The organism is Collinsella sp. AF36-3AT (assembly GCF_003475205.1).
GTDB classification, from domain to species: domain Bacteria; phylum Actinomycetota; class Coriobacteriia; order Coriobacteriales; family Coriobacteriaceae; genus Collinsella; species Collinsella aerofaciens_AF.
In genome coordinates, this window is record NZ_QROZ01000002.1 from 40,006 (window position 1) to 59,253 (window position 19,248).

14 protein-coding genes and 1 tRNA gene are annotated in these 19,248 nt (G+C 62.7%); 7 read left to right on the top strand and 8 right to left on the bottom strand.

All coding sequences use genetic code 11. The annotated features are described in order from the left end of the window. Window positions 1-17: 17 nt before the first annotated feature. From DW003_RS02620 to DW003_RS02635, 4 genes are all read left to right on the top strand, one after another. On the top strand, window positions 18-836 hold the full coding sequence (locus DW003_RS02620; protein WP_089573274.1) for a PTS mannose/fructose/sorbose transporter subunit IIC: 819 nt from the start codon (window positions 18-20) through the stop codon (window positions 834-836). A 16-nt stretch (window positions 837-852) separates the two neighbouring features. Then, window positions 853-1,773 carry a PTS system mannose/fructose/sorbose family transporter subunit IID gene (locus tag DW003_RS02625; protein ID WP_117564942.1) on the top strand — a complete coding sequence of 307 codons (921 nt, stop codon included), beginning with the start codon at window positions 853-855 and terminating at the stop codon, window positions 1,771-1,773. Window positions 1,774-1,893: 120 nt separating this feature from the next. Continuing rightward, window positions 1,894-2,292: a DUF956 family protein gene (locus DW003_RS02630; protein WP_006235193.1), complete on the top strand. Its 399-nt coding sequence runs from the start codon at window positions 1,894-1,896 to the stop codon at window positions 2,290-2,292. Between the two features lie 305 nt (window positions 2,293-2,597). Beyond that, a tRNA-Arg gene (locus DW003_RS02635) sits at window positions 2,598-2,673 on the top strand. Window positions 2,674-3,078: 405 nt separating this feature from the next. On the opposite strand, the gene pknB is transcribed toward DW003_RS02635, so the two are convergent. The 7 genes from pknB to DW003_RS02670 form a co-directional block, all read right to left on the bottom strand. Then, window positions 3,079-5,040 carry a Stk1 family PASTA domain-containing Ser/Thr kinase gene (gene pknB / locus DW003_RS02640; protein WP_118387390.1) on the bottom strand — a complete coding sequence of 654 codons (1,962 nt, stop codon included), beginning with the start codon at window positions 5,038-5,040 and terminating at the stop codon, window positions 3,079-3,081. Between the two features lie 132 nt (window positions 5,041-5,172). Beyond that, window positions 5,173-8,043, bottom strand: a complete 2,871-nt coding sequence (locus DW003_RS02645) for an FtsW/RodA/SpoVE family cell cycle protein (RefSeq protein ID WP_117773735.1) — start codon at window positions 8,041-8,043, stop codon at window positions 5,173-5,175. Window positions 8,044-8,059: 16 nt separating this feature from the next. Then, the gene (locus DW003_RS02650) at window positions 8,060-9,994 is read right to left on the bottom strand and encodes a Stp1/IreP family PP2C-type Ser/Thr phosphatase (RefSeq protein WP_118387392.1); all 1,935 of its coding nucleotides are present in this window, start codon (window positions 9,992-9,994) and stop codon (window positions 8,060-8,062) included. After that, window positions 9,991-10,407: an FHA domain-containing protein gene (locus DW003_RS02655; protein WP_006235180.1), complete on the bottom strand. Its 417-nt coding sequence runs from the start codon at window positions 10,405-10,407 to the stop codon at window positions 9,991-9,993. The genes DW003_RS02650 and DW003_RS02655 overlap by 4 nt, the downstream gene beginning before the upstream one ends. 6 nt (window positions 10,408-10,413) lie before the next feature. Continuing rightward, a complete protein-coding gene (locus DW003_RS02660) occupies window positions 10,414-11,427 on the bottom strand; it encodes an FhaA domain-containing protein (RefSeq protein ID WP_035136732.1) in 1,014 nt (337 codons plus the stop codon). Continuing rightward, the gene (locus DW003_RS02665; protein ID WP_117655891.1) at window positions 11,424-13,277 is read right to left on the bottom strand and encodes a serine/threonine-protein kinase; all 1,854 of its coding nucleotides are present in this window, start codon (window positions 13,275-13,277) and stop codon (window positions 11,424-11,426) included. Before DW003_RS02665 ends, DW003_RS02660 begins: the two co-directional genes overlap by 4 nt. Window positions 13,278-13,421: 144 nt before the next feature. Continuing rightward, complete coding sequence (locus tag DW003_RS02670) at window positions 13,422-14,138, bottom strand: hypothetical protein (RefSeq protein WP_147352174.1); 717 nt, start codon at window positions 14,136-14,138, stop codon at window positions 13,422-13,424. Between the two features lie 115 nt (window positions 14,139-14,253). Here DW003_RS02670 and dnaX point away from each other — a divergent pair, with 115 nt between their 5' ends. Beyond that, window positions 14,254-16,716: a DNA polymerase III subunit gamma/tau gene (gene dnaX, locus DW003_RS02675; protein ID WP_158573170.1), complete on the top strand. Its 2,463-nt coding sequence runs from the start codon at window positions 14,254-14,256 to the stop codon at window positions 16,714-16,716. 21 nt (window positions 16,717-16,737) lie between these two features. Here the strand turns inward: dnaX and DW003_RS02680 are convergent, their stop codons facing one another. After that, the gene (locus DW003_RS02680; protein WP_118387397.1) at window positions 16,738-17,211 is read right to left on the bottom strand and encodes a hypothetical protein; all 474 of its coding nucleotides are present in this window, start codon (window positions 17,209-17,211) and stop codon (window positions 16,738-16,740) included. A 184-nt stretch (window positions 17,212-17,395) separates the two neighbouring features. Here DW003_RS02680 and DW003_RS02685 point away from each other — a divergent pair, with 184 nt between their 5' ends. Continuing rightward, window positions 17,396-18,802 (top strand): ATP-binding protein, encoded by a 1,407-nt coding sequence (locus DW003_RS02685; protein WP_118387399.1) that lies wholly within the window; start codon window positions 17,396-17,398, stop codon window positions 18,800-18,802. A 120-nt stretch (window positions 18,803-18,922) separates the two neighbouring features. Continuing rightward, entirely contained in the window at window positions 18,923-19,243 is a 321-nt protein-coding gene (locus DW003_RS02690) for a YbaB/EbfC family nucleoid-associated protein (protein ID WP_006235174.1), read from the top strand. Window positions 19,244-19,248 lie beyond the last annotated feature (5 nt).

Consider the following 19,248-nt stretch of genomic DNA (forward strand, 5'->3'; position numbering starts at 1 on the left):
AAAGGAGGGTCCGATACATGTCTGCAATCACTATTCTGCTTGTTGCGATTGTCGCGTTGCTTGCCGGTATGGAAGGCATTCTGGATGAGTTCCAGTTCCATCAGCCGCTCGTGGCATGCACGCTTATCGGTCTCGTAACCGGTCACCTTCAGGAGGGCATCCTCCTGGGCGGTTCGCTCCAGATGATGGCCCTTGGCTGGGCTAACGTCGGCGCCGCCGTCGCGCCTGACGCCGCTCTGGCCTCGGTCGCTTCTTCGATCATCATGGTGCTCGCCCTCAACGGTGGCGCCACCGATTCGGCCAAGGCCGTTACCGCCGCCATCGCCGTCGCCGTCCCGCTGTCGGTCGCTGGTCTGTTCCTGACCATGATCTGCCGTACCCTGGCTACCGCTATGGTTCACGGCATGGACGCCTGCGCCGAGAAGGGCGACTTCGCCGGCATCGAGCGTTGGCAGTACGCCGGCATCCTCATGCAGGGTGTTCGTATCGCCATCCCGGCAGTACTTCTGTGCATCATCCCGGCCGAGGCTGTTACCAACGCGCTTAACGCTATGCCCGATTGGCTGTCCGGCGGCATGGCTGTCGGCGGCGGCATGGTCGCTTCCGTCGGTTACGCCATGGTCATCAACATGATGGCCACCAAGGAGACCTGGCCGTTCTTCATCCTCGGCTTTGTCCTTGCTGCCATCCCTCAGCTCACGCTGATCGCCCTTGGCCTCATCGGCATCTCCCTTGCCCTCATCTACCTTGGCCTTAAGGATCTGGCCAAGCAGGGTGGCGGCATGGGCGGTGGCTCCGGTGACCCGCTCGGCGACATTCTGAACGATTACGAGTAGGAGGGGAGTGATACATATGGCAGAGAACAAGATTCAGCTCACCAAGGCTGACCGTAAGAAGGTTTGCTTCCGTCATCAGTTCCTTCAGGGCTCGTGGAACTACGAGCGTATGCAGAACGGCGGCTGGTGCTTCGCAATGATCCCTGCGATCAAGAAGCTCTACACCAGCAAGGATGACCAGATTGCCGCTCTTAAGCGCCACCTGGAGTTCTATAACACCCACCCCTATGTTTCCGCCCCCGTCATTGGCGTTACCCTCGCCCTCGAGGAGGAGCGCGCCAACGGTGCTCCGATTGACGACGTCGCCATTCAGGGCGTCAAGGTCGGTATGATGGGCCCGCTCGCCGGCGTCGGCGACCCCGCCTTCTGGTTCACCCTTCGCCCGATTCTGGGTGCACTGGGCGCTTCCCTGGCCCTGTCCGGCAGCATCGCCGGTCCGCTGCTGTTCTTCTTCGCGTGGAACATCATCCGTTACGCCTTCCTGTGGTACACGCAGGAGTTTGGCTACAAGGTCGGCTCCTCCATCGCCAAGGACCTCTCCGGCGGTCTGATGGGCAAGGTCACCGAGGGTGCTTCCATCCTGGGTATGTTCATCATCGGCGCCCTGGTCGAGCGCTGGGTGTCCATCTCCTTCACCCCGGTCGTCTCCAAGGTCACGCAGTCCGCTGGCGCCTATATCGACTGGGCCAACCTGCCCGCCGGTTCTGAGGGCATCAAGCAGGCATTGACGATGTACAGCTCTGTCGGTGCCAACGCACTCGACCCGGTGAAGGTCACCACGCTTCAGGCCAACCTCGATCAGCTCATCCCCGGCCTTGCCGCCGTGTGCCTGACCCTTCTGGTCTGCAAGCTCCTCAAGAAGAAGGTCAGCCCGATCGTCATCATCCTGGCTCTCTTCGCCGTCGGCATCATCGGTCGCGTCTGCGGCTTCATGTAAGCACGCTTCGGCTTAAGACCGAGAGTTGCTAGGCAAGGGCTTTTGAGCCATTGAAACGGACCGCACCCGGTGGGTACACTGGATGCGGTCCGATTGTTTTTATTGGAGGGCGAGGCGCGTATGGCGCAATCTCAGAACAGCACGGTCGATCTGGCAACGCCGGCAACCTGCCTGATGGGGCTTACCAGTCACGGTAACGTGATGGTGGGCAATAAGGCGTTTGAGTACTATAACGAGCGTAATCCCGAGGATTATATCCAAATCCCGTGGGACGAGGTCGACTATATTGCCGCCGAGGTTTTGCGCGGCACCAAGAAGATTACGCGTTTTGCCATCTTCACCAAGGACAACGGTCACTTTACGTTTTCGACGCGCGACGACAAAGAGACGTTGCGCGCGGTCCGCAAGTACGTCGACGAGGATAAGCTCGTGCGTTCGCCTGACTTTATCGATGTGACGGCTAAGGGCGCCAAGAGCATCCCCTCCGTTATCAAAAACCTCTTCCACAAAGGCAACTAGCCATTAAAGAGCGCCCCCCTAAAGTGGGACGCGGTTTCCCATGAGGCTCGATCGGGAAAGTGCATCCCGGTTCGAGTGCCGATTGCGGGATGTAGTTTCCGGAACGGGCCCGTTTGGGAAACCGTGTCCCGTTTCGAGTCGAAATTCTGGGACACAGTTTCCCAGCGAGGTCCCATGGGGAAAGTCTGACCCAGAATTTGCCTGGATAGTGGGACGCACTTTCCGGAGGGCTGTTCCACCGCAACTTCGAAGAGTGGGTATACGCTGCATTACAGCGGCGTAAATCTGCTACACTAATACAACATGCCTCCGTAGCTCAGGGGATAGAGCACCGCTCTCCTAAAGCGGGTGTCGACGGTTCGAATCCGCCCGGGGGCACCAGAGGAATATCGAGCCCGGTACCGCTATGGTGCCGGGCTCTTCTGGTCTAAGGGCAGGATTCGGACCGTCGACACCCGCGTCACCAATTTCCCCGCGGGGGGAGTTTTCGAATCCGCCCGGGGGCACCAGAGATTTGTCGAGCCCGGTACCACCACGGTGCCGGGCTCTTCTGGTCTAAGGGCAGGGTTCGAGCCGTCGACACCCGCGTCACCAATTTCCCGCGGGGGGGGGTTGAATTCGCCCGGGGGCACCAGAGATTGATCGAGCCCGGTACACCGCCACGGTGCCGGGCTCTTCTGGTTCATGCCATGTCAAAAACGAAGCGCCCGCTTGCTGGGGGAGCAAGCGGGCGCCTGTGAGTGAATATGTTTGCGGCGAGAGCCGTAATGGGCGGTGGGGTGGCGACTAGTTGGCCGTACCGGAATCGTCGCCCGTGCCCGAGCCCGAACCCGAACCCGAGCCAGAAAGTGCGACCGTCAGCGTAATCGTGCTGTCGGTAGACTGCTTGCCGGTGGGGGAGACGCCCGTAACGGTGGCGTTTTCGTTGCCGCTCACGGGGTTGCCGTTCTGATCGCAGAATGCGATGTTGTAGAACCCGGCGTTGTTGAGCGCGGTGACGGCGGCGGAGATGCTCTTGCCGTACAGGTTGCCCGGAACGCTGGCCTTGCCGGACTTCTTGGCAATGACGACGGTAATCGTGGCGCCAGGCTTCTGCTTGCCGCTGGGGTTCCAGCTAATCACGGTGCCCTCGGTAACCGAATCGTTCTCCTGGTAGCTCACGTCGACGCCAAAGCCTGCCATATCGAGGGCGTTGCGCGCCTGGGCCTCGGTCATGTCGGTCAGATCGGGGACGGAGGTGGTGTCAGGACCGCTGGAGACCTTGTACGAGATGGTCGTGCCCTTCTCGACTTCCTTACCGGGTTCGGTGCCCTGCTCAAAGACCTGGCCCTCATCGGCCTCGTTGGCCTCCTCGGAGGCGTTGCCCTTCAGGCCAACGCTTGCCAGCGCGGCTTCTGCCTGGTCCTTGGTCAGGCCGACAAGCCGGGGAACCTCAACCTTCTCGGAGGGCTTGGGGCCCTTGGAGATTACCAGGTTCACCTTGGTGCCCTTGGCCTTCTTGGTTTTGCCGTTGGGCGTCTGCTCGGCGACCTTGCCCTCGTCGATATCGTCGTTGTAGCTTTGGTCGATGGTGCCGACCTCGAGGCCGGCTTCCTTGATCTGCTCGACGGCAGTCTGCTGGTCCTTGCCCAGCACATCGGGCACGGTGACCTGCTCGCCGCCAAAGAGTCCTGTGGCAAAGGCCACCACGATACCGATGACGGCAACGGCTGCCACCACGGCGGCGATGATCTTGTTCTTGTTGGATTTGGGCTTTTCGACCTCGTAGGAGCCGGTGGAGCCCGAAACCGAGCTACGGGCGGTATTCTGGCCGCTCACGCCCGAGACGGGACGTACCATGGCGCGCGTCTGATCGGAAAGCTCGCGAGTCTTGGTGGCGCCCAGCTCACCGGGTGCACCGATGATGCGCGTGGGCTCCGAGATGTTGACGGCACGGCCCGACAGGTAGCTGTTGAGCACCTGACGCAGCTCGTCGGCGGTCTGGAAGCGGTTTGCCGGGTCCTTCTCCATGCACTTGAGGATGATGCGCTCAAGGTCGGCGTCGACACCGGAGTTGATCTGGCTCGGCGGAATAGGCAGCTCGTTGACCTGCTTGAGTGCGACCGAGATGGCGTCATCACCGTCAAAGGGCACGCGGCCGGTGGCGCACTCGTACATCACGACGCCCAGCGAGTAGATATCCGAGGTGGGGCCGAGGTCCTGACCACGGGTCTGCTCGGGACTGACGTAGTGGGCGGTTCCCAGCACGTTGTTGTCTTGCGTGAGGTGGCTGTTCTTGGCGCGCGCGATGCCAAAGTCCATCACCTTGATGTTGCCGTCGGGCAGCACCATGATGTTCTGCGGCTTGATGTCGCGGTGGATGATCTCGTGCTTGTGGGCGACCGAAAGCGCGGAGCTGATCTGCGAGCCGATCTGGGCGACCTTCTTGGGGTCGAGGGCGCCGTGGCTCTTGATGCCGCTCTTAAGGTCGGTGCCGCGCAGGTACTCCATGACGATGTAATAGGTGTCGCCGTCCTTGCCCCAATCGTAGACGCCCACGATATAGGGGGAGGAGAGACCGGCTGCTGCCTGGGCCTCCTGCTTAAAGCGTGCGGCGAAGGTTGCGTCGCCAGCATACTGCGGCAGCATGATCTTGACGGCTACCGTGCGGTCGAGGACCTGGTCCTGCGCACGGAAGACGGTCGCCATGCCGCCTGTCCCCACCTTATCCTTGAGGAGGTATCTTCCCCCGAGGACCCTCTGTTCCATTCCTGCTCCTAACATAACTATTCGCTCAACGATGTGTGTAGTACCTACGATGTGGCCGCTGGGGCCGTGTGGCGCGTTGCCGCTAACTCTTCGGCCGCGGCGCGCCTCGGGTGTCCGATTCGATCATGGACATCACGCTCCCTGTGCGGCAAGCGCCGCGGTCAGGACGATACCGGCGATCTTGGCGGCCTTGACGTCATGCTTGTCGTAATCCTCCAAGGCCACCGAGATGGCGACCGTGGGTGAATCGTAAGGCGCAAAGCCAACGAACATCGAGTTGACGTTGGTGCCGCCGGTCTCGGCCGAGCCGGTCTTGCCGGCGACCTTGACGCCGGGGACCTGGGCATCGGTGCCGGTACCGGACTGGACGACGGCGAGCATGGCCTGCTTGACCTGGTCGGCCGTGGCGGAGCTGACGGCCTGACCCAGCGAGCGGGACTGCGTGGTCTTGACCACAGTTCCGTCCGGGGCGAGTACCTGGGCTACAAAGTACGGGTCCATGACCACGCCACTGTTAGCGATGGCGGCGGCAATCACGGCGTTTTGCATGACGGTGGTCTGCGGCCCGGGCGTGTGGTCCATGCCGACAGGCTGGCCGGCGCCGGCCCAGGCGGTCTCCCACTCGGTCATGAGCGACGGGTCGGCCATGATGGAGGCCGCGGAGGTCAGGTCCTGGCCGAGCTTTTGGCCGTAGCCAAAGGCGTTGGCAAACTGCACGAGCGTGTTTGCGCCAACTTCGTTTGCCACCTGGCCAAAGACGACGTTGGAAGACACGGCAAAGGCCTGCTGCAGGCTGATGGTGCCGTAGCTCTCGTTGGCATAGTTGGTGACCGGCGCGTTGCCGATGTCCATGGAGCCGGGCGCCTGGTAGGTGCTGGTAAGGCTGGCGGTGCCGGTCTCGAGTGCCGCGGAAAGCGTAACGACCTTAAACGTGGAGCCCGGCGTGTACAGCGCGTCCATGGCGCGATTGTACATAGAGCCGTCCTCGCCGCCGCCCGCCTGCAGCAGGGCGTCGATGTTGGTGTTGTCGTAGGTGGGCGAGCTGGCACATGCGAGCACCGCGCCGGTACGCGGGTCGATGACCACTACAGCGCCCTTAAAGCCCTTGAGCGCCTGCTCGGCCGCCGTCTGGATACGCGAGTCAATGGTGAGCTTGGCGGTGTTGCCCGGCTGGGTCTGGCCCGCGAGCGACGCGATGGCGTTGTTCCAGCTGGAGTAATCCTTGGAGCCGGTGAGCGTGTCGTTCATGACGCTCTCGATGGCGGTGGTGCCATACTGCTGGCTCACGTAGCCAACCACGTGCGCTGCCAGGTTGCCGTTGGGGTAGGAGCGTACGTAGGTGCCGTCCTCCTGCTGCAGCGACTCGGCCAGCGTCACGCCGTCGGACGTGATGATGGAACCGCGCTGGATGTACTTGGAGCGGGCGATGGTGTGGTTGTTGGTCGGCATGTCCTGATAGTCCTTGGCCTTAATGACCTGGACATAGGTGAGGTTGCCGATAAGGATGGCGAACAGCGCCGTAAAGGCGAGCACCGCACGGGTTAGACGGTTGGCGAGCGCAACGCGGCCGAGCACGCCGGATTCAGGCGTGTCGAGCAGGCGACGGCGCATGCGCGAGCCGACGGAATGACTGCCGCTACCGTAGGAAGACGAGGTGGCAAAGCGCGTGCCCGTCGGGGCGGCGGCAGATGCGACCTGATCATCGGTGATGGCGGCCATGGTGCCGGTGCCGGTAAGCTCGGCCTCGCGTCCGGTCGCTTCGTCACCGGCGCGCAGCAGGAGCGCGACGATGATAAAGCTTGCCAGCAGCGAGGAACCGCCCTGGCTCATAAAGGGCAGGGTGACGCCGGTTAGCGGGATCAGGCGGGTAACGCCGCCCACGATCAAGAAGGCCTGGAAGCTGATGGCGGCCGTAAGGCCCGTGGCGCTAAAGGCGGCGAGGTCGGATTTAGCGCGGGCAGCTGTGGTCAGGCCGCGAACGGCAAAGAGCATAAACAGGATGAGCACGGCGCCGCCGCCCAAGAGGCCCATCTCCTCGCCGATAGCCGAGAAGATAAAGTCGGACTCGACGACAGGGATGTTGTTGGCCATGCCGTTGCCGATGCCAACGCCGACCAGACCGCCATCGGCAAGCGAGAAGAGTGACTGGACGATCTGGTAGCCCTGGCCCTGGGCGTCCTTAAACGGATCGACCCAAACCTGGAAACGCACCTGAACGTGAGACAGGAACTTGTAGGCGCCCACGGCTCCGACGGCTAAGAGCGCAAGGCCGATAACGACATACGAAAAGCGCCCCGTGGCAACGTAGAGCATCAGCAAGAAGATGGTGTAGAACAGCACGGCCGAACCCAGGTCGCGTTCGAAGACGACAACGAGTAGGCACACGCCCCACACGGCAAACAGCGGCAGCAGCAGTCGCAGGCGAGGGATCTTAAAGCCTAGGATCTTGCGGTTGGAGATGGAGAGCAGCTCGCGGTTCTCGGCCAGGTACCCGGCCAGGAACAGCACGATAAAGACTTTGGCGAACTCGCCGGGCTGGATGGTAAAGCCCGCGATGCGAATCCACAGCTTGGAGCCCGAGATCGTGGTGCCGATAAAGATAGGCAGCATCAGCAGAATGATGCCGATAATGCCAAAGGTGTACTTGTAGCGCATGACTACGTCGAGGTTCTTAACCAACGCGAGCGTTCCCACCATGAGCGCCACCGAGACAAACAGGATGATGAGCTGTGAGATGGCGAGAGCGGGGGCGAGACGCGTCACGAACGTGATGCCGATGCCCGAAAGCACAAAGACAATGGGCAGGATAGCGGGGTCGGCACCGGGCGCCAAGATGCGCACGGCAATGTGGGCCGCGGCAAAGGCGGCAAAGAGGCCGATCGGTACGGCGAGCGTCTCAAAGGAGATGGCAGCGCCCGCGGTGAGGACGTACATCGCATACAGTAGGATGACGGGGAACGCCGAGGCGATGAGCAAGAGCAGCTCGGTGTTGCGGCGACTCATAAGCGGCACTCCCTTTCTAGTTCTTTTCGGAGGCTTCGGCCTCGGCGGACTGTTCGGCGGTTTTCTCGGAATCTGATTCGGAGGTCGATCCCTGATTGGTGTTGTCGCGAATCGTTTGCGCGTCGATCACCTGGCGGGTCTGCTCCTCGTCGATCTGGTGGCGGTACTTGGATATCGTGTCCTGCGCATCGTCGACACTTGTTTGCGGAATGCCCGCCTTGAGGCGGTTTTGCGTGTCTTCGGGCAGGTCGGACAGCTTAATACTGGTTTCGCTTTCGAGCCAGTGAAGCTTGAGTCCGAGCGGCTTGCCGGGCAGGCCGCGCCAGACGGCGACATTGCCCTGGTGGGTACCCAGGTAGTACGAGCCGGTGACACCCGTGTAGGCCCAGATGCCAGCTGCCAGCACAAAGACGAGGGCCAGGATGGCGGCGATAGTAATGTTGCGGCGACGCACGCGTTGCGCCTCGCGCATAACGCCATCGTCAACCAGGTCAACGACTACTACGGTCACGTTGTCGTGGCCGCCGGCGGCAAGCGCCGCGTCCACTAGGTTGTCGACGCAGATTTGCGCGGTTGAGGACTGCGTGGCGATGTTCTCGATATCGCTATCGGGAATCATGCTCGAAAGGCCGTCAGAGCAAAGGATCAGGCGGTCGCCTTCCTCGATATGCAGAGTGAAGTGGTCGGCATACATGGCGGGGTCCGAGCCCAGCGCACGGGTGATGACCGAGCGGTTGGGGTGGACGCGAGCCTCGTCTGCCGTAATCTCGCCGGCGTCCACGAGCTCCTCCACGTAGGAGTGGTCGCGGGTCACGCGGATGAGCGTGCCCTCGTGGAGCAGGTAGGCGCGAGAGTCACCCACGTGGGCGATGGCGAGCGTGTCGTTTTCGATATAGGCGCAAGTGGCTGTGCAGCCCATGCCGGGCTTGCCCAGGCCATTCAAGGCGGCCTCGATTACGGCGGCGTTGGCTGCCTCGACGGCTGCGGCCAGGCGTGCTGCGTCGGCGGACTGCGGGGCCGTCTTGGCAATAGTCTCGACGGCGATGGAAGAGGCTACCTCGCCGGCGGCGTGACCGCCCATGCCGTCGCATACGCAAAAGAGCGGCGACTGCACCAGGTAGGAATCCTCATTGTGCGGGCGTACGCAGCCAACGTCAGAGCGGGCGCCCCACATGAGTTGCGTGGTGGTGCCGGCATCATAGGTCGAGTCGGTCTCGATGCGCTCCTCGGTCAGGGGCTCAAAGCTCATGGTCGAGCCGGGGTCTTTGAGCTTGGCCTCAACGGCGGCAACGTCGATCTCGGCTGTGTCACCGGGAGAGACAGTGTCGGTCTCGGCGTTTGATTCGGAATCGCCGGTGTCCGGGGAGCCGGGCTCTTCGGACGCGCAGGCGGTCGACTCGTCGTCTTGCGGGCTGGCGTCTATGGGCTCGGGCGTCGCAAAGTGCGACGGCGCGGGTGTGCTTTGCGACTGGGCGGCGGGCTCGGCCACGGCATCGGACTCGCTTGCGGGCGCAGGCTGCGGGGCCGTGGGTGCAGGGCCGTCCTCGGGGGATGGCCCCGCCTCGGGCGCCGGCGTAGACGCGGGCGCAACCTCGGATGCCGGGGCTATGGGAAACGCCGGCGCGGCGGGCTCGGGTGCCGCAAACACCGCAGCGCTCTCGTTGATTGCCGCGGCGACGGGCTCTGCAAAGTGAGCCGGCGCCGAGGTTGCTTCGGGCGCTGTGGGCTGGTCCGCAGCATGTGCGCCGATGGGCGCCGCTACGGCATCCTCTTCGTCCTCGTTATCGGCGAGATCCGAAATATCATGCGTTACATGCGAAAGAGGCAGGGAGAACACGGTGTCCTCGGGTTCCACGGGTGCGGAGCCCGCCGGAGCGGCGTGGGCCGGCGCAGCTGTAGCGGCAGCCGGTGCCTCGGTCATAGTCGCGGACTTGTTCTCCTCGTCGTTCATCGACGGTTCACCTTCATGACCACATCGCCAATCTGGACTTCGTCGCCCTCGCGCAGCGTTGCGGGCTCCACAAGCTGGCGGCCGTTGACGAGCGTGCCGTTAAGCGAGTTGAGGTCCTCGATGATGAGCGCCGGGCCCTGCAGCGAAAAGCGCGCATGCGAGGCCGAGACGAATGGTTCGTTGATGCAGATGTCCGAAGACGGCGAGCGACCGACGATGACGGGGCCGAGCATGTCTACGTGGATGCCGCGGATACCGCGCGGACCCTTGTCCACATCGATCGTCCAGATAGCCGAGTCGCGGCGCTGTCCGCGCACAAGCCCCACGCCGGTCTTCATGACGGCGAACAGGAAGATATAGAGCAGGGCGACCAGGACGATGCGGCCTGCAAAAAGGACGATATCGATGTTCATAAGAGACTATCCCCTAAATTCAAAGGTGCTCAGGCCAAACGTCAGCAGATCGCCGTTGCGCAGCGGGCAGCGCGTAATGCGGCGGTTGTTGACGAGCGTGCCGTTGGTGGAATTGAGGTCCTCGATCGACCAATCCGAGCCCGTAAAGGTGAGCTGGGCGTGGCGGCGCGACACGTTGGGGTCGCGCAGGGCAATATCGGAAACTGAGCGCTCGCGACCGATAGTCACCTGTGCGGAGGTGATGCTATGGCTCTCGCCGCTCACGACGTCGACGAGCTGGGCGAGCGGGCGCTGTGGGGCGCGAGTGCTCGCCATGTTGGAGGCGATGCCGGCTGCGGCGCCTAGGCCCACGGCGGCACCGGTCGCGGCGGCTCCGCCCATGCCGGCAAGCGCGTCGCGCGAGACGGTCTGCGGCACCGGGATGGGTGCGGCGGCGGGGTCGGGGACGCTAGGCGCGAAGGGGTCTGCCACGGCAAGCGGGTCGGGAGCGGCGGCGCGAGGCGTCGGCTGCTGCTGGGGCATGGCGGCGGGGCGCTGCTGCTGCGGGGCAGCAAACTGCTGCTGGCCGGCGCGCGGGGCGCTGGCGGCACGGCTTGCCGCGGAGTTGTTCTGGCCCAGGCCGTTTTGATAGGCGCGCTCTTCTTCGTACAGGCGGCCGAGCGTGGGGGCATCGACGTTCTCGGCAAAGACCGAGAACTTGCCGGCGCGCAGCTGCGGATCGATCATAAAGCGCACGAGGGGCTCGCCGACAAAGACATAGCGGCGCTTTTCGGCCTGCGCTTTCACAAACTCGCGGACCTCGCGCGAAAGCTCGGGGTAGAACGGGGCGAGCATGGGATCGTCGTCGGCGGCGATCAGGATGGTATAGAGTGCCGGCGCCGTGTTGACGCCGTTAATCACCAGAGTCTGATCCTCCATGTCGCGAGCGGCCTGCTTGGCAAGCTTCTTAAAGGAGAACGGGGCACGGGTGGCACCGAAGATGCCGGCCACGTGGTCCTCGAAGATGTTCAGGAAGTTCACGAAAGATCACTCTCCGTATAGGTTCTTTGGTATCCGAGCAAATATAGGCATATCCCAACGATTATAGAGGATAGGGTTCCCGCAACTGCCGCCTTGGCGGCGACCGCGGCTGCAAGGCTGGCAATTTCCATATGGTGTGCAAGACAGGATGCCGCTGCGCAGCCGATGCCGGTGACGGCGATGGCGGCGATTGCGGCAAGGTTTGAGCCCTGGTCGGCACGCTTGGCATGGGCATTGAGCAGTGCAGATGACGCTGCGGCAGTTGTCGCGACCAGCACAAAGGCAGCCCAAAGGAGCGGGTCTTCCAGCGCTGCGGCAACGTTACCGAGCCCCAGCACGCCTCCGGCTGAAAGCGCGACCGTCGCCAGACGGGCAAAAAGCACGCCCATGCCCGTTGCCGCGGCGGCGCTTGCCGGGCCGAGCCAAAATGACGCGACGCCGGCGGCGACCCCAGCTGCCAGGAAGGTATTGCCAGTCAGACAGCCAAGCGCGAGTGCACAGGTGAGCGCGGCGCTCGCGGCAGCCTCGGTGCGACCCCAGGCGATCCACCAACCGGACATGGCAGCGGCAAAGATCACCGCGACGGGCAACATCGACAGGATGCCCTGCGCCTGCATGGTGGCGTTGGCCATGAGCACCAAAAAGCCCACAGCCGAGATGGCCGAGCCGATCTGGGGGGCCAGGCCAGCCGCCGCTCCGATCGCGATAGCCGCAATGACTAGGCCGGGAAGCGCCGCGACCCCGGCCGTTTGCATCAGCAAAAAGCTAAAGGCGCCGCACGTTAGCGCCGAGATAGCGTGCATGGTGTAGTCGCGCGCATGGCTCCAGCGCGTGCCCGCCCAGCCGAGCGCGGGGTCGACCTCGATGGCGTCGTCCTCGTAGTACGACGGCTCGATATCGTCGAGCTCCTGCTCGTCATCCGAAAGCTCGCCAACCATTTGCTCCAGACTGCGACGGCCCTCGCGCACGCTGCCCAGACCGGCAAGGAGTTGGTCGCAAAATGCCTCGATGCTGTTGGGGCGGTCCTGCGGCATGGGGGAGAGCGCGCTCATGAGCGCGGCCTCGGCTCCCGGGGGAAAGTGTGGTATCAGCTCGCTGGGATAGGTGGCGCCGCCGATGATGCGGTCGAGCGAGTCGGCGGGCGTGGCCGCCATAAAGGGAGCGCTGCCGCACAAGCCCTCATAGATAACGCAGGCAAGGGCAAAGACATCGGCGCGTTCGTCGACCGTGCCGGTCTCGATATCGAGCTGCTCGGGCGGCATGTAGCCGATGGTGCCGCCGCGCGAGCCGCCAAAGCCACCGGCGGACGACAGTCGCGCCATGCCAAAGTCGGTGAGCTTTACATTGCCCGAGTGGTCGATGAGCACGTTGGCGGGCTTAATGTCCAGGTGGAGTACGCCATTGCTATGGGCGAAGGTGAGCGCCTGGCCCAGGGCATCGGCAATGGCCGCGGCCTCGTCAAAGGTGAGCGAGTGGCCGTCCACGCGATGCAAAAACTCGGCCAGCGACATACCGTCGACATACTCCATGACCAGGTAGGCATAGGCGGTGTCATGCGTAAAGTCGATGACCTGCACGATATTGGGATGTTGAAGCATGGCGGCAGTGTGCGCCTCGCGCAGGACATCCATGATGTCGCTGGCGGGCATGCCGGCGCCGTTGATAAGGGGGATGCGCTTAATGGCGACGCGGCGGCGCAGGTGCGTGTCGCGGCAAATCTCGATGGAGCCAAAACCGCCGGTCGCAAGTGTCTCGAGCGGCTGGTACCGCTTGAGCAGCTCGCGAGAGCTGGTGCCCTCCAAAGGAACGTCCGGCGAGAACCGGGCGGTATGTTGCGAGAAAAGCGGCATGGCCAACCCTCGTGCGTTTAAAGTTCGTTTGCGAGCGGCGGGCGTGGGGCCGAGCCATTCGCGGTGGCATAGATGCTGCTAGTGTAGCACGCTCGGGTGCATGGGGAGGATGGCGGGATGCGAGGCTGTCTGTCTGGTTTGGTCTTAGCGCTTCTTCTTGTTCTTCTTCTGCTTGCGCTGCTTGCCTTTGGTCTCCTGGGGCTTGTCGCCCTGCTTGGCCTCGGCGGCGGCCTTCTCGGCCTTCATCTTCTTGCGTTTGGTCTCGATGCGGAGTTTTTTGTTGATGCGCGCCTTAAGGAAGGAGCCAAACTGCTCGGCATCGCCACGCACAAAGGTGTCCTTAGGGATCGCCACGCCCTGGTCGGCGAACATGGCCACAAAGATGCGCTCGCCATCGAGTACGTGGTCGAGCTTCTCAAACGGGAAGAACTGCGACTTGCCGCTCTTGCCCCAGACCATCAGGCCGTCCTCGTTGGCGGCGACGCGGCGATAGCGGCCACCCATGGACTCGTCGGCCTCGACGGCATCGATAAAATCGCGGGCGAGCGTGTGGTGCAGGTTTTTGCTCCACCAGGCCAAAAAAGCACCGAACACGATGAGGACGACGCCGAACTTGATCCAGTTGCCGCCGGCCACCAGCATGCCAACACCCAGCAGCGCGGCAATTGCAGCGGCGACATACAGGGAGCCGCGGCGTCTGGGCGAGGCGACCAGGCGGGCGAAATCGGTGACCAGGTCGTTTTCGTACTGATACTCGTTGAGGTACAGGATGCCGTCATCGGCTGCTGCCTGCGCCTCAAGCGCGACCTCGACCTGGTCGGCTGCTTCGGAGGGAACGAGGTTGCTCTCTGCGTCTGCCATGCTCTTTGGACTCCTATCGCGGCGGGCTCGCCGTACGGGTTATTATGAATGCAGTATGCCGTGCGACCGCATGGCCGTCGCGGCAACAAGACTCAGTATACCCGGGGGAGCACCCATGGAATCGTTGTATCGAAAGTATCGCCCGCTCACCTTCGACTCCGTGGTGGGCCAGCAACATATCGTCTCGACGCTCGAGCACGCCATCACCGAGGGGCGCCTGTCCCACGCCTACCTGTTCTGCGGACCGCGCGGCACGGGCAAGACCACTATGGCGCGCATTCTGGCCAAGGCGCTGCTGTGCCGCAATGCCGAGGCGGCGCGCGCCGAGGGTGCAAGCGGCTGCATGCCCGACGGTACTTGCGAGGAGTGCGAGCTCATTGCCGAGGGTAACCACCCCGATGTCTACGAGCTCGATGCCGCCTCCCGCACGGGTGTGGACAATGTGCGCGAGGAAATCATCAACTCCGTCAACTTTGCCCCGGTGCGTGGCAAGTACAAGATCTATATCATCGACGAGGTCCACATGCTCACGACGGCGGCGTTCAACGCGCTGCTCAAGACGCTCGAGGAGCCGCCGGCGCACGTGATCTTTGTGTTGTGCACCACCGACCCGCAAAAGATTCTGGAGACCATCCTCTCGCGCTGCCAGCGTTTCGATTTCCATCGCATCGGCAACGAGGATATTGAGCATCGCCTGGCATACGTGTGCGAGCAGGAGGGTTTCGATTACGACGACGAGGCGCTGGCTATCGTGGCGCGTCATGCCAAGGGCGGCATGCGCGACGCGTTGTCCACGCTGGAGCAGCTGAGCGTCTTTGGCAACGGTTCTGTGCATGCGGACGACGCCCGCTCGCTTTTAGGCGAGGTTTCGGACCAGATTCTGGGCGAGTTTTCCCGCGCCATTGCCGATCGCGATGTTGCCGAGCTCTATGGACTGATTCGTGCGCAGGTCGAGGAAGGAAACGACCTGCTGGAACTGACGCGCGACCTGGTGGCGCATGTGCGTGACGTGTACGTTGCCTGCGTTGCCGGTGCCCGTGCCGAGCTGTTTGAGGGCGGCTCCGAGCAGGCCGAGGCGCTTGCTGCCGAGGCCGCTGCCTTTGGCGAGCATCCTGCCGATCGTTTGGCCCGCGTGCTGACGGTGCTCGACGATGCCGCCTTGGAGATGAGGGGCGCGAGCGACGTGCGCCTGGTGCTCGAGATCGCCTGCACCCGCCTGACGCGTCCCGAGGCCGATTTAACGATCGAAGCTTTGGCTGAGCGCGTGGCTCGCTTGGAGGCCATGGTTGCCAACGCTGCCGTTCCGGCGAGCGTGGCTGCTGCTCAGGCCGCCGTGCCTGCGGCGTCCGTACCCGTTGCTGCTCAGCAGCCGACGCTGATCTCGGGTGCCCGAGCCGCTACTCCCGCGGCGACTGCCGCCCCCGCTGCTACGTCCGCGCATCAGGGCGGTATGCCTTGGGACCGTGGTGCTGCCGCTCCGGCGGCTCAGTCTGCGCCCAAGTCCGCGGCTCCTGCGTCGGCGCCCAAACCTGTAACGCCTGCACCTCAACCCGTTGCGGCTCCCGCGCCTGCGGCATCGACCGTGCCGGTGTCCAAGCCCAACACTGCCGCTCAGGTTGCTGCCGCCGGCGCCGCCGAGACCCCTGCGGTTGAGGATGCCGGCGAGCTCCAGCGCAAATGGGCCGAGGTTGTCGAGCGCGTCAAGGCTCGTCAGGCCTCCTACGCGGGACTTTTGCTCAACGCCCGCGCCACGGCCGACGACGGCTCCAAGCTCACGGTCTCGTTCCCCGCGGGCTCGACCTTTGCCATCAAGATGCTCGGACGCGCCGACACGCAGTCGGTGGTCCTGCCGACAGTCAGTGCGGTCTTCGGTCGTCGTACCGTCGACTATGTCCTGGATGGGGGTGGCACGCCGGCTCCTCAACATGAGGAGCATTCTCCATCTGCACGGGCTGCGGTATCTGCGGACCCGCAACCCGTGTCCTCGGCGGCCCCTGTATCCTCGAGCGCCAGCGCTCCGCAGCAGCAAGCGACGCCGGTGATGGCACCGACCCCGTCGGCGCCTGAACCCGTTGCGCCCAAACCGGCTGCCCCGGTCCCCGGGCCTAAGCCCGCCGCCGCGCCTGCGCCCAAGTCATCCGACCTGGCTAAGGCCCCCTGGCTGCGCTCCGACAACCCCGCCGGCGCTCCTGCCACGGGCAAGCTCCCGACCGAGCCCGCACCCCGAGCGCCCGAGCGCGCGTCCGCTCCCAAGGCTCAGCCCGCCGCGCCGTCTGCGCCGTGGGAATCCGAGCAGGTTCCCTACGACGATGTCATGGTCGGCGGTTTTGCTGCCGATGCCGGCGGGGACGATCTGCCCCCGTTCGACGTGCCGGGTGCGGCGTCCGCGCCCAAGCCCGCTGCAGCTGCCCCCAAAGAGGAGGACGCTCCTGCGGCTCCCTGGGAGTCCAACCCCGGCGCGGGCAGCCCCTTCGGCCATCAAGGCGCAGCCCCAAGCATCCCGCAGACCGAGGACGAGGCCAAAGCCCTCATCCGTAGCGTCTTCGGCCAGTCCACCATCTTCAAACCGGTGGAGTAGCTGTACGGGCGGGTATACTGCTCAGGAAGAGAACCCCTTGCCCGGGCGCATCTGTATTTCGGACATGTGTAGTGTGGTGCCGCGTATATCGCATTCGAGCAGACAGGCGCGTGACGGTCGGCCTAGGATGCTGAGGTCGATACGATACGTCGCATGGCTGTCCGTGTGCTCGACTTGTTCGGAGCTGACGCTTGCTCCGATTGCCGAATAGTCGCCCAGTTCGGCATCGACAATCTTGGAGTCCTTTATCTTGACCTTGAACTCTTGGTAGAGGGACGGGCTGTTGTAGTAAATGGTTCGGGTTCCGTCGGCGCACTCATCGGTCGTCTCCCATTTGACGACGGGCTGGTCCGAGCCGGCTACCAGCAGTTCTGCTCCAAAGGCTATGGCATGGGTGATGATAACCAGTAATACCCAGCCGGCAAAGAGATAGAGAGCCAAATATGCAACGGGGTGTTTTGAGCGGATGTTTTGGAGTACGGCTGGGACATTCACGAGGGCACCTCCAAATTGTCATCTATGACAATCAAATTATACCCCGCCGCCATGCGCACCGCCTCGAGCAGCGGCTTGGCATTTAGCCGTGCGGATAAATTGTCTGATTCCTGCTCAACTAGATTTAGCTTGAGATATTATGCAAGTGTGAATTATTCAACATTGCATAATTCGGGAGTGCATAATGTTTGTCGGACGCGAAGCAGAGCTTGCAAAACTTGAATCCCTTTATGAGCGGCGTTCATTTCAGATGGCCGTCGTGTACGGTCGTCGGCGCGTGGGAAAGACGACGCTGATTAACGAGTTCTGCCGCGGCAAAAGGACGCTCTCGTTTACCGCTCTCGAGCAAAGCGATGCCGACAACCTTGCGGATTTTAATCGCGCTATCGCCAGCTTTTTCAATCTCCCCACATCGATTGGCGGGTTCTCATCCTGGACTGACGCGCTTTCCTTCATCGCCGACCGAGCGCGCACCGAGCGGTTTGTCTTTGTTTTCGACGAGTTTCCCTATGCGGCGATGCGCAACGAGGCGCTGCCCTCGATTTTCCAGGTCGCCATCGACCGGGCCTTCAGGGAAACGAACGCATTTCTCATTCTTTGCGGCAGCAATCAGGGTTTTATGGAAAGCAATGTGCTGGGACGCAAAAGCCCCCTGTTTGGCCGGCGCACGGCTCAAATCAAGGTGCGCGACCTTGGATTTAGGGATGCAGCCAAGATGCTTCCGGGTCTGAGCGCTCATGAGGCTTTTAAATTTTACGGCTGCTTTGGCGGTGTCCCGTACTATCTGCAGCAGCTGGATTCGAGCATAGGACTCAAGGAGAATCTGGCCCGGCTTTACTTCGATCCCATGGGGTTTCTCTATGGCGAGCCTGAGGGCCTGATTCGTCAGGAGTTTCAGGAGCCGGCAATGTATAACTCGATTTTGCGGGCTGTGGCTGCCGGTGCAAACCGCGCAAAGCAGATCGCAGATCGCGTGGGTGTTGCCCAGACAACGTTGCCCCGCTATCTCAAGGCACTGGAATCGGTGGGAATTATCGAAAAGGTCGTTCCGTTTGGCGAGAGTGTCGAAACCAGCAAGCGCGGAATCTATCGGCTTTCCGAGCCGTGCTATGCATTTTGGTTCCGGTTCGTCATGCCGTATTCGTCCGATATCGAGGGCGGTTTGGGCCAGGCAGTTGTCAACGCGCTTCCAGAAGAGCAACTGAACGAATACCTGGGTCATCGGTTTGAGGCGTTGTGTGCCGAGTGGCTGGTTGAGCAGGCGAAACAGGGCAAGTTGCCAATTCCGGCAACGGCAGTGTCGTCGTGGTGGGGAACGAATCCCGACAAACGGGCTCAGGATGATATCGATGTTTTAGCTGCCGATCGGGTGTCAAAGCGTCTGGTGATCGGGGAGTGCAAATACAGGGAATCGTTTGACGAGTCGGCAGAGATTGACGACCTCGAAAGCAAGCGAGGCTTGGTAAAAGGGTTCGCAGCCTCTCATTTCATGTTGTTTTGCAAGCATGATGTGAGCGCCGCGACAAAGAAGAAGCTCGCCGGACGCGAAGATTGGCAAATCGTCACGCTCCAGGACATGTATATCGACTGAGGTAGTGTTTCCGCCCCGCTCGCCTGCCCCGCGCCGTGGTACGATTTTTGAGTTTGAAAGTCCCGCCGCGCTCCGGCTGCCCTTGCAGCTCGGCGTGCGGCCGCACGTAAAGGAGCCATCATGGCCGGTATGAACATGCAGCAGATGATGAAGCAGGCCCGCAAGATGCAGGAGCAGCTTGCCGCCGCGCAGGAGAACCTCAAGTCCCAGACCGTCGACGCCTCTGCCGGCGGTGGCATGGTCAAGGTGACCGTCAACGGCGAGATGGAGCTCGTCAACCTCACCATCGATCCCGATGCGCTCGATCCCGAGGACGTCGATATGCTGCAGGACATGATTATGGCTGCTGTCAACGAGGCCGTTCGCGGCGTCAACGAGCTCGCCAACAAGCAGATGGGCGCCATCACCGGCGGCCTCAACATCCCGGGCATGCCGTTCTAAGACGC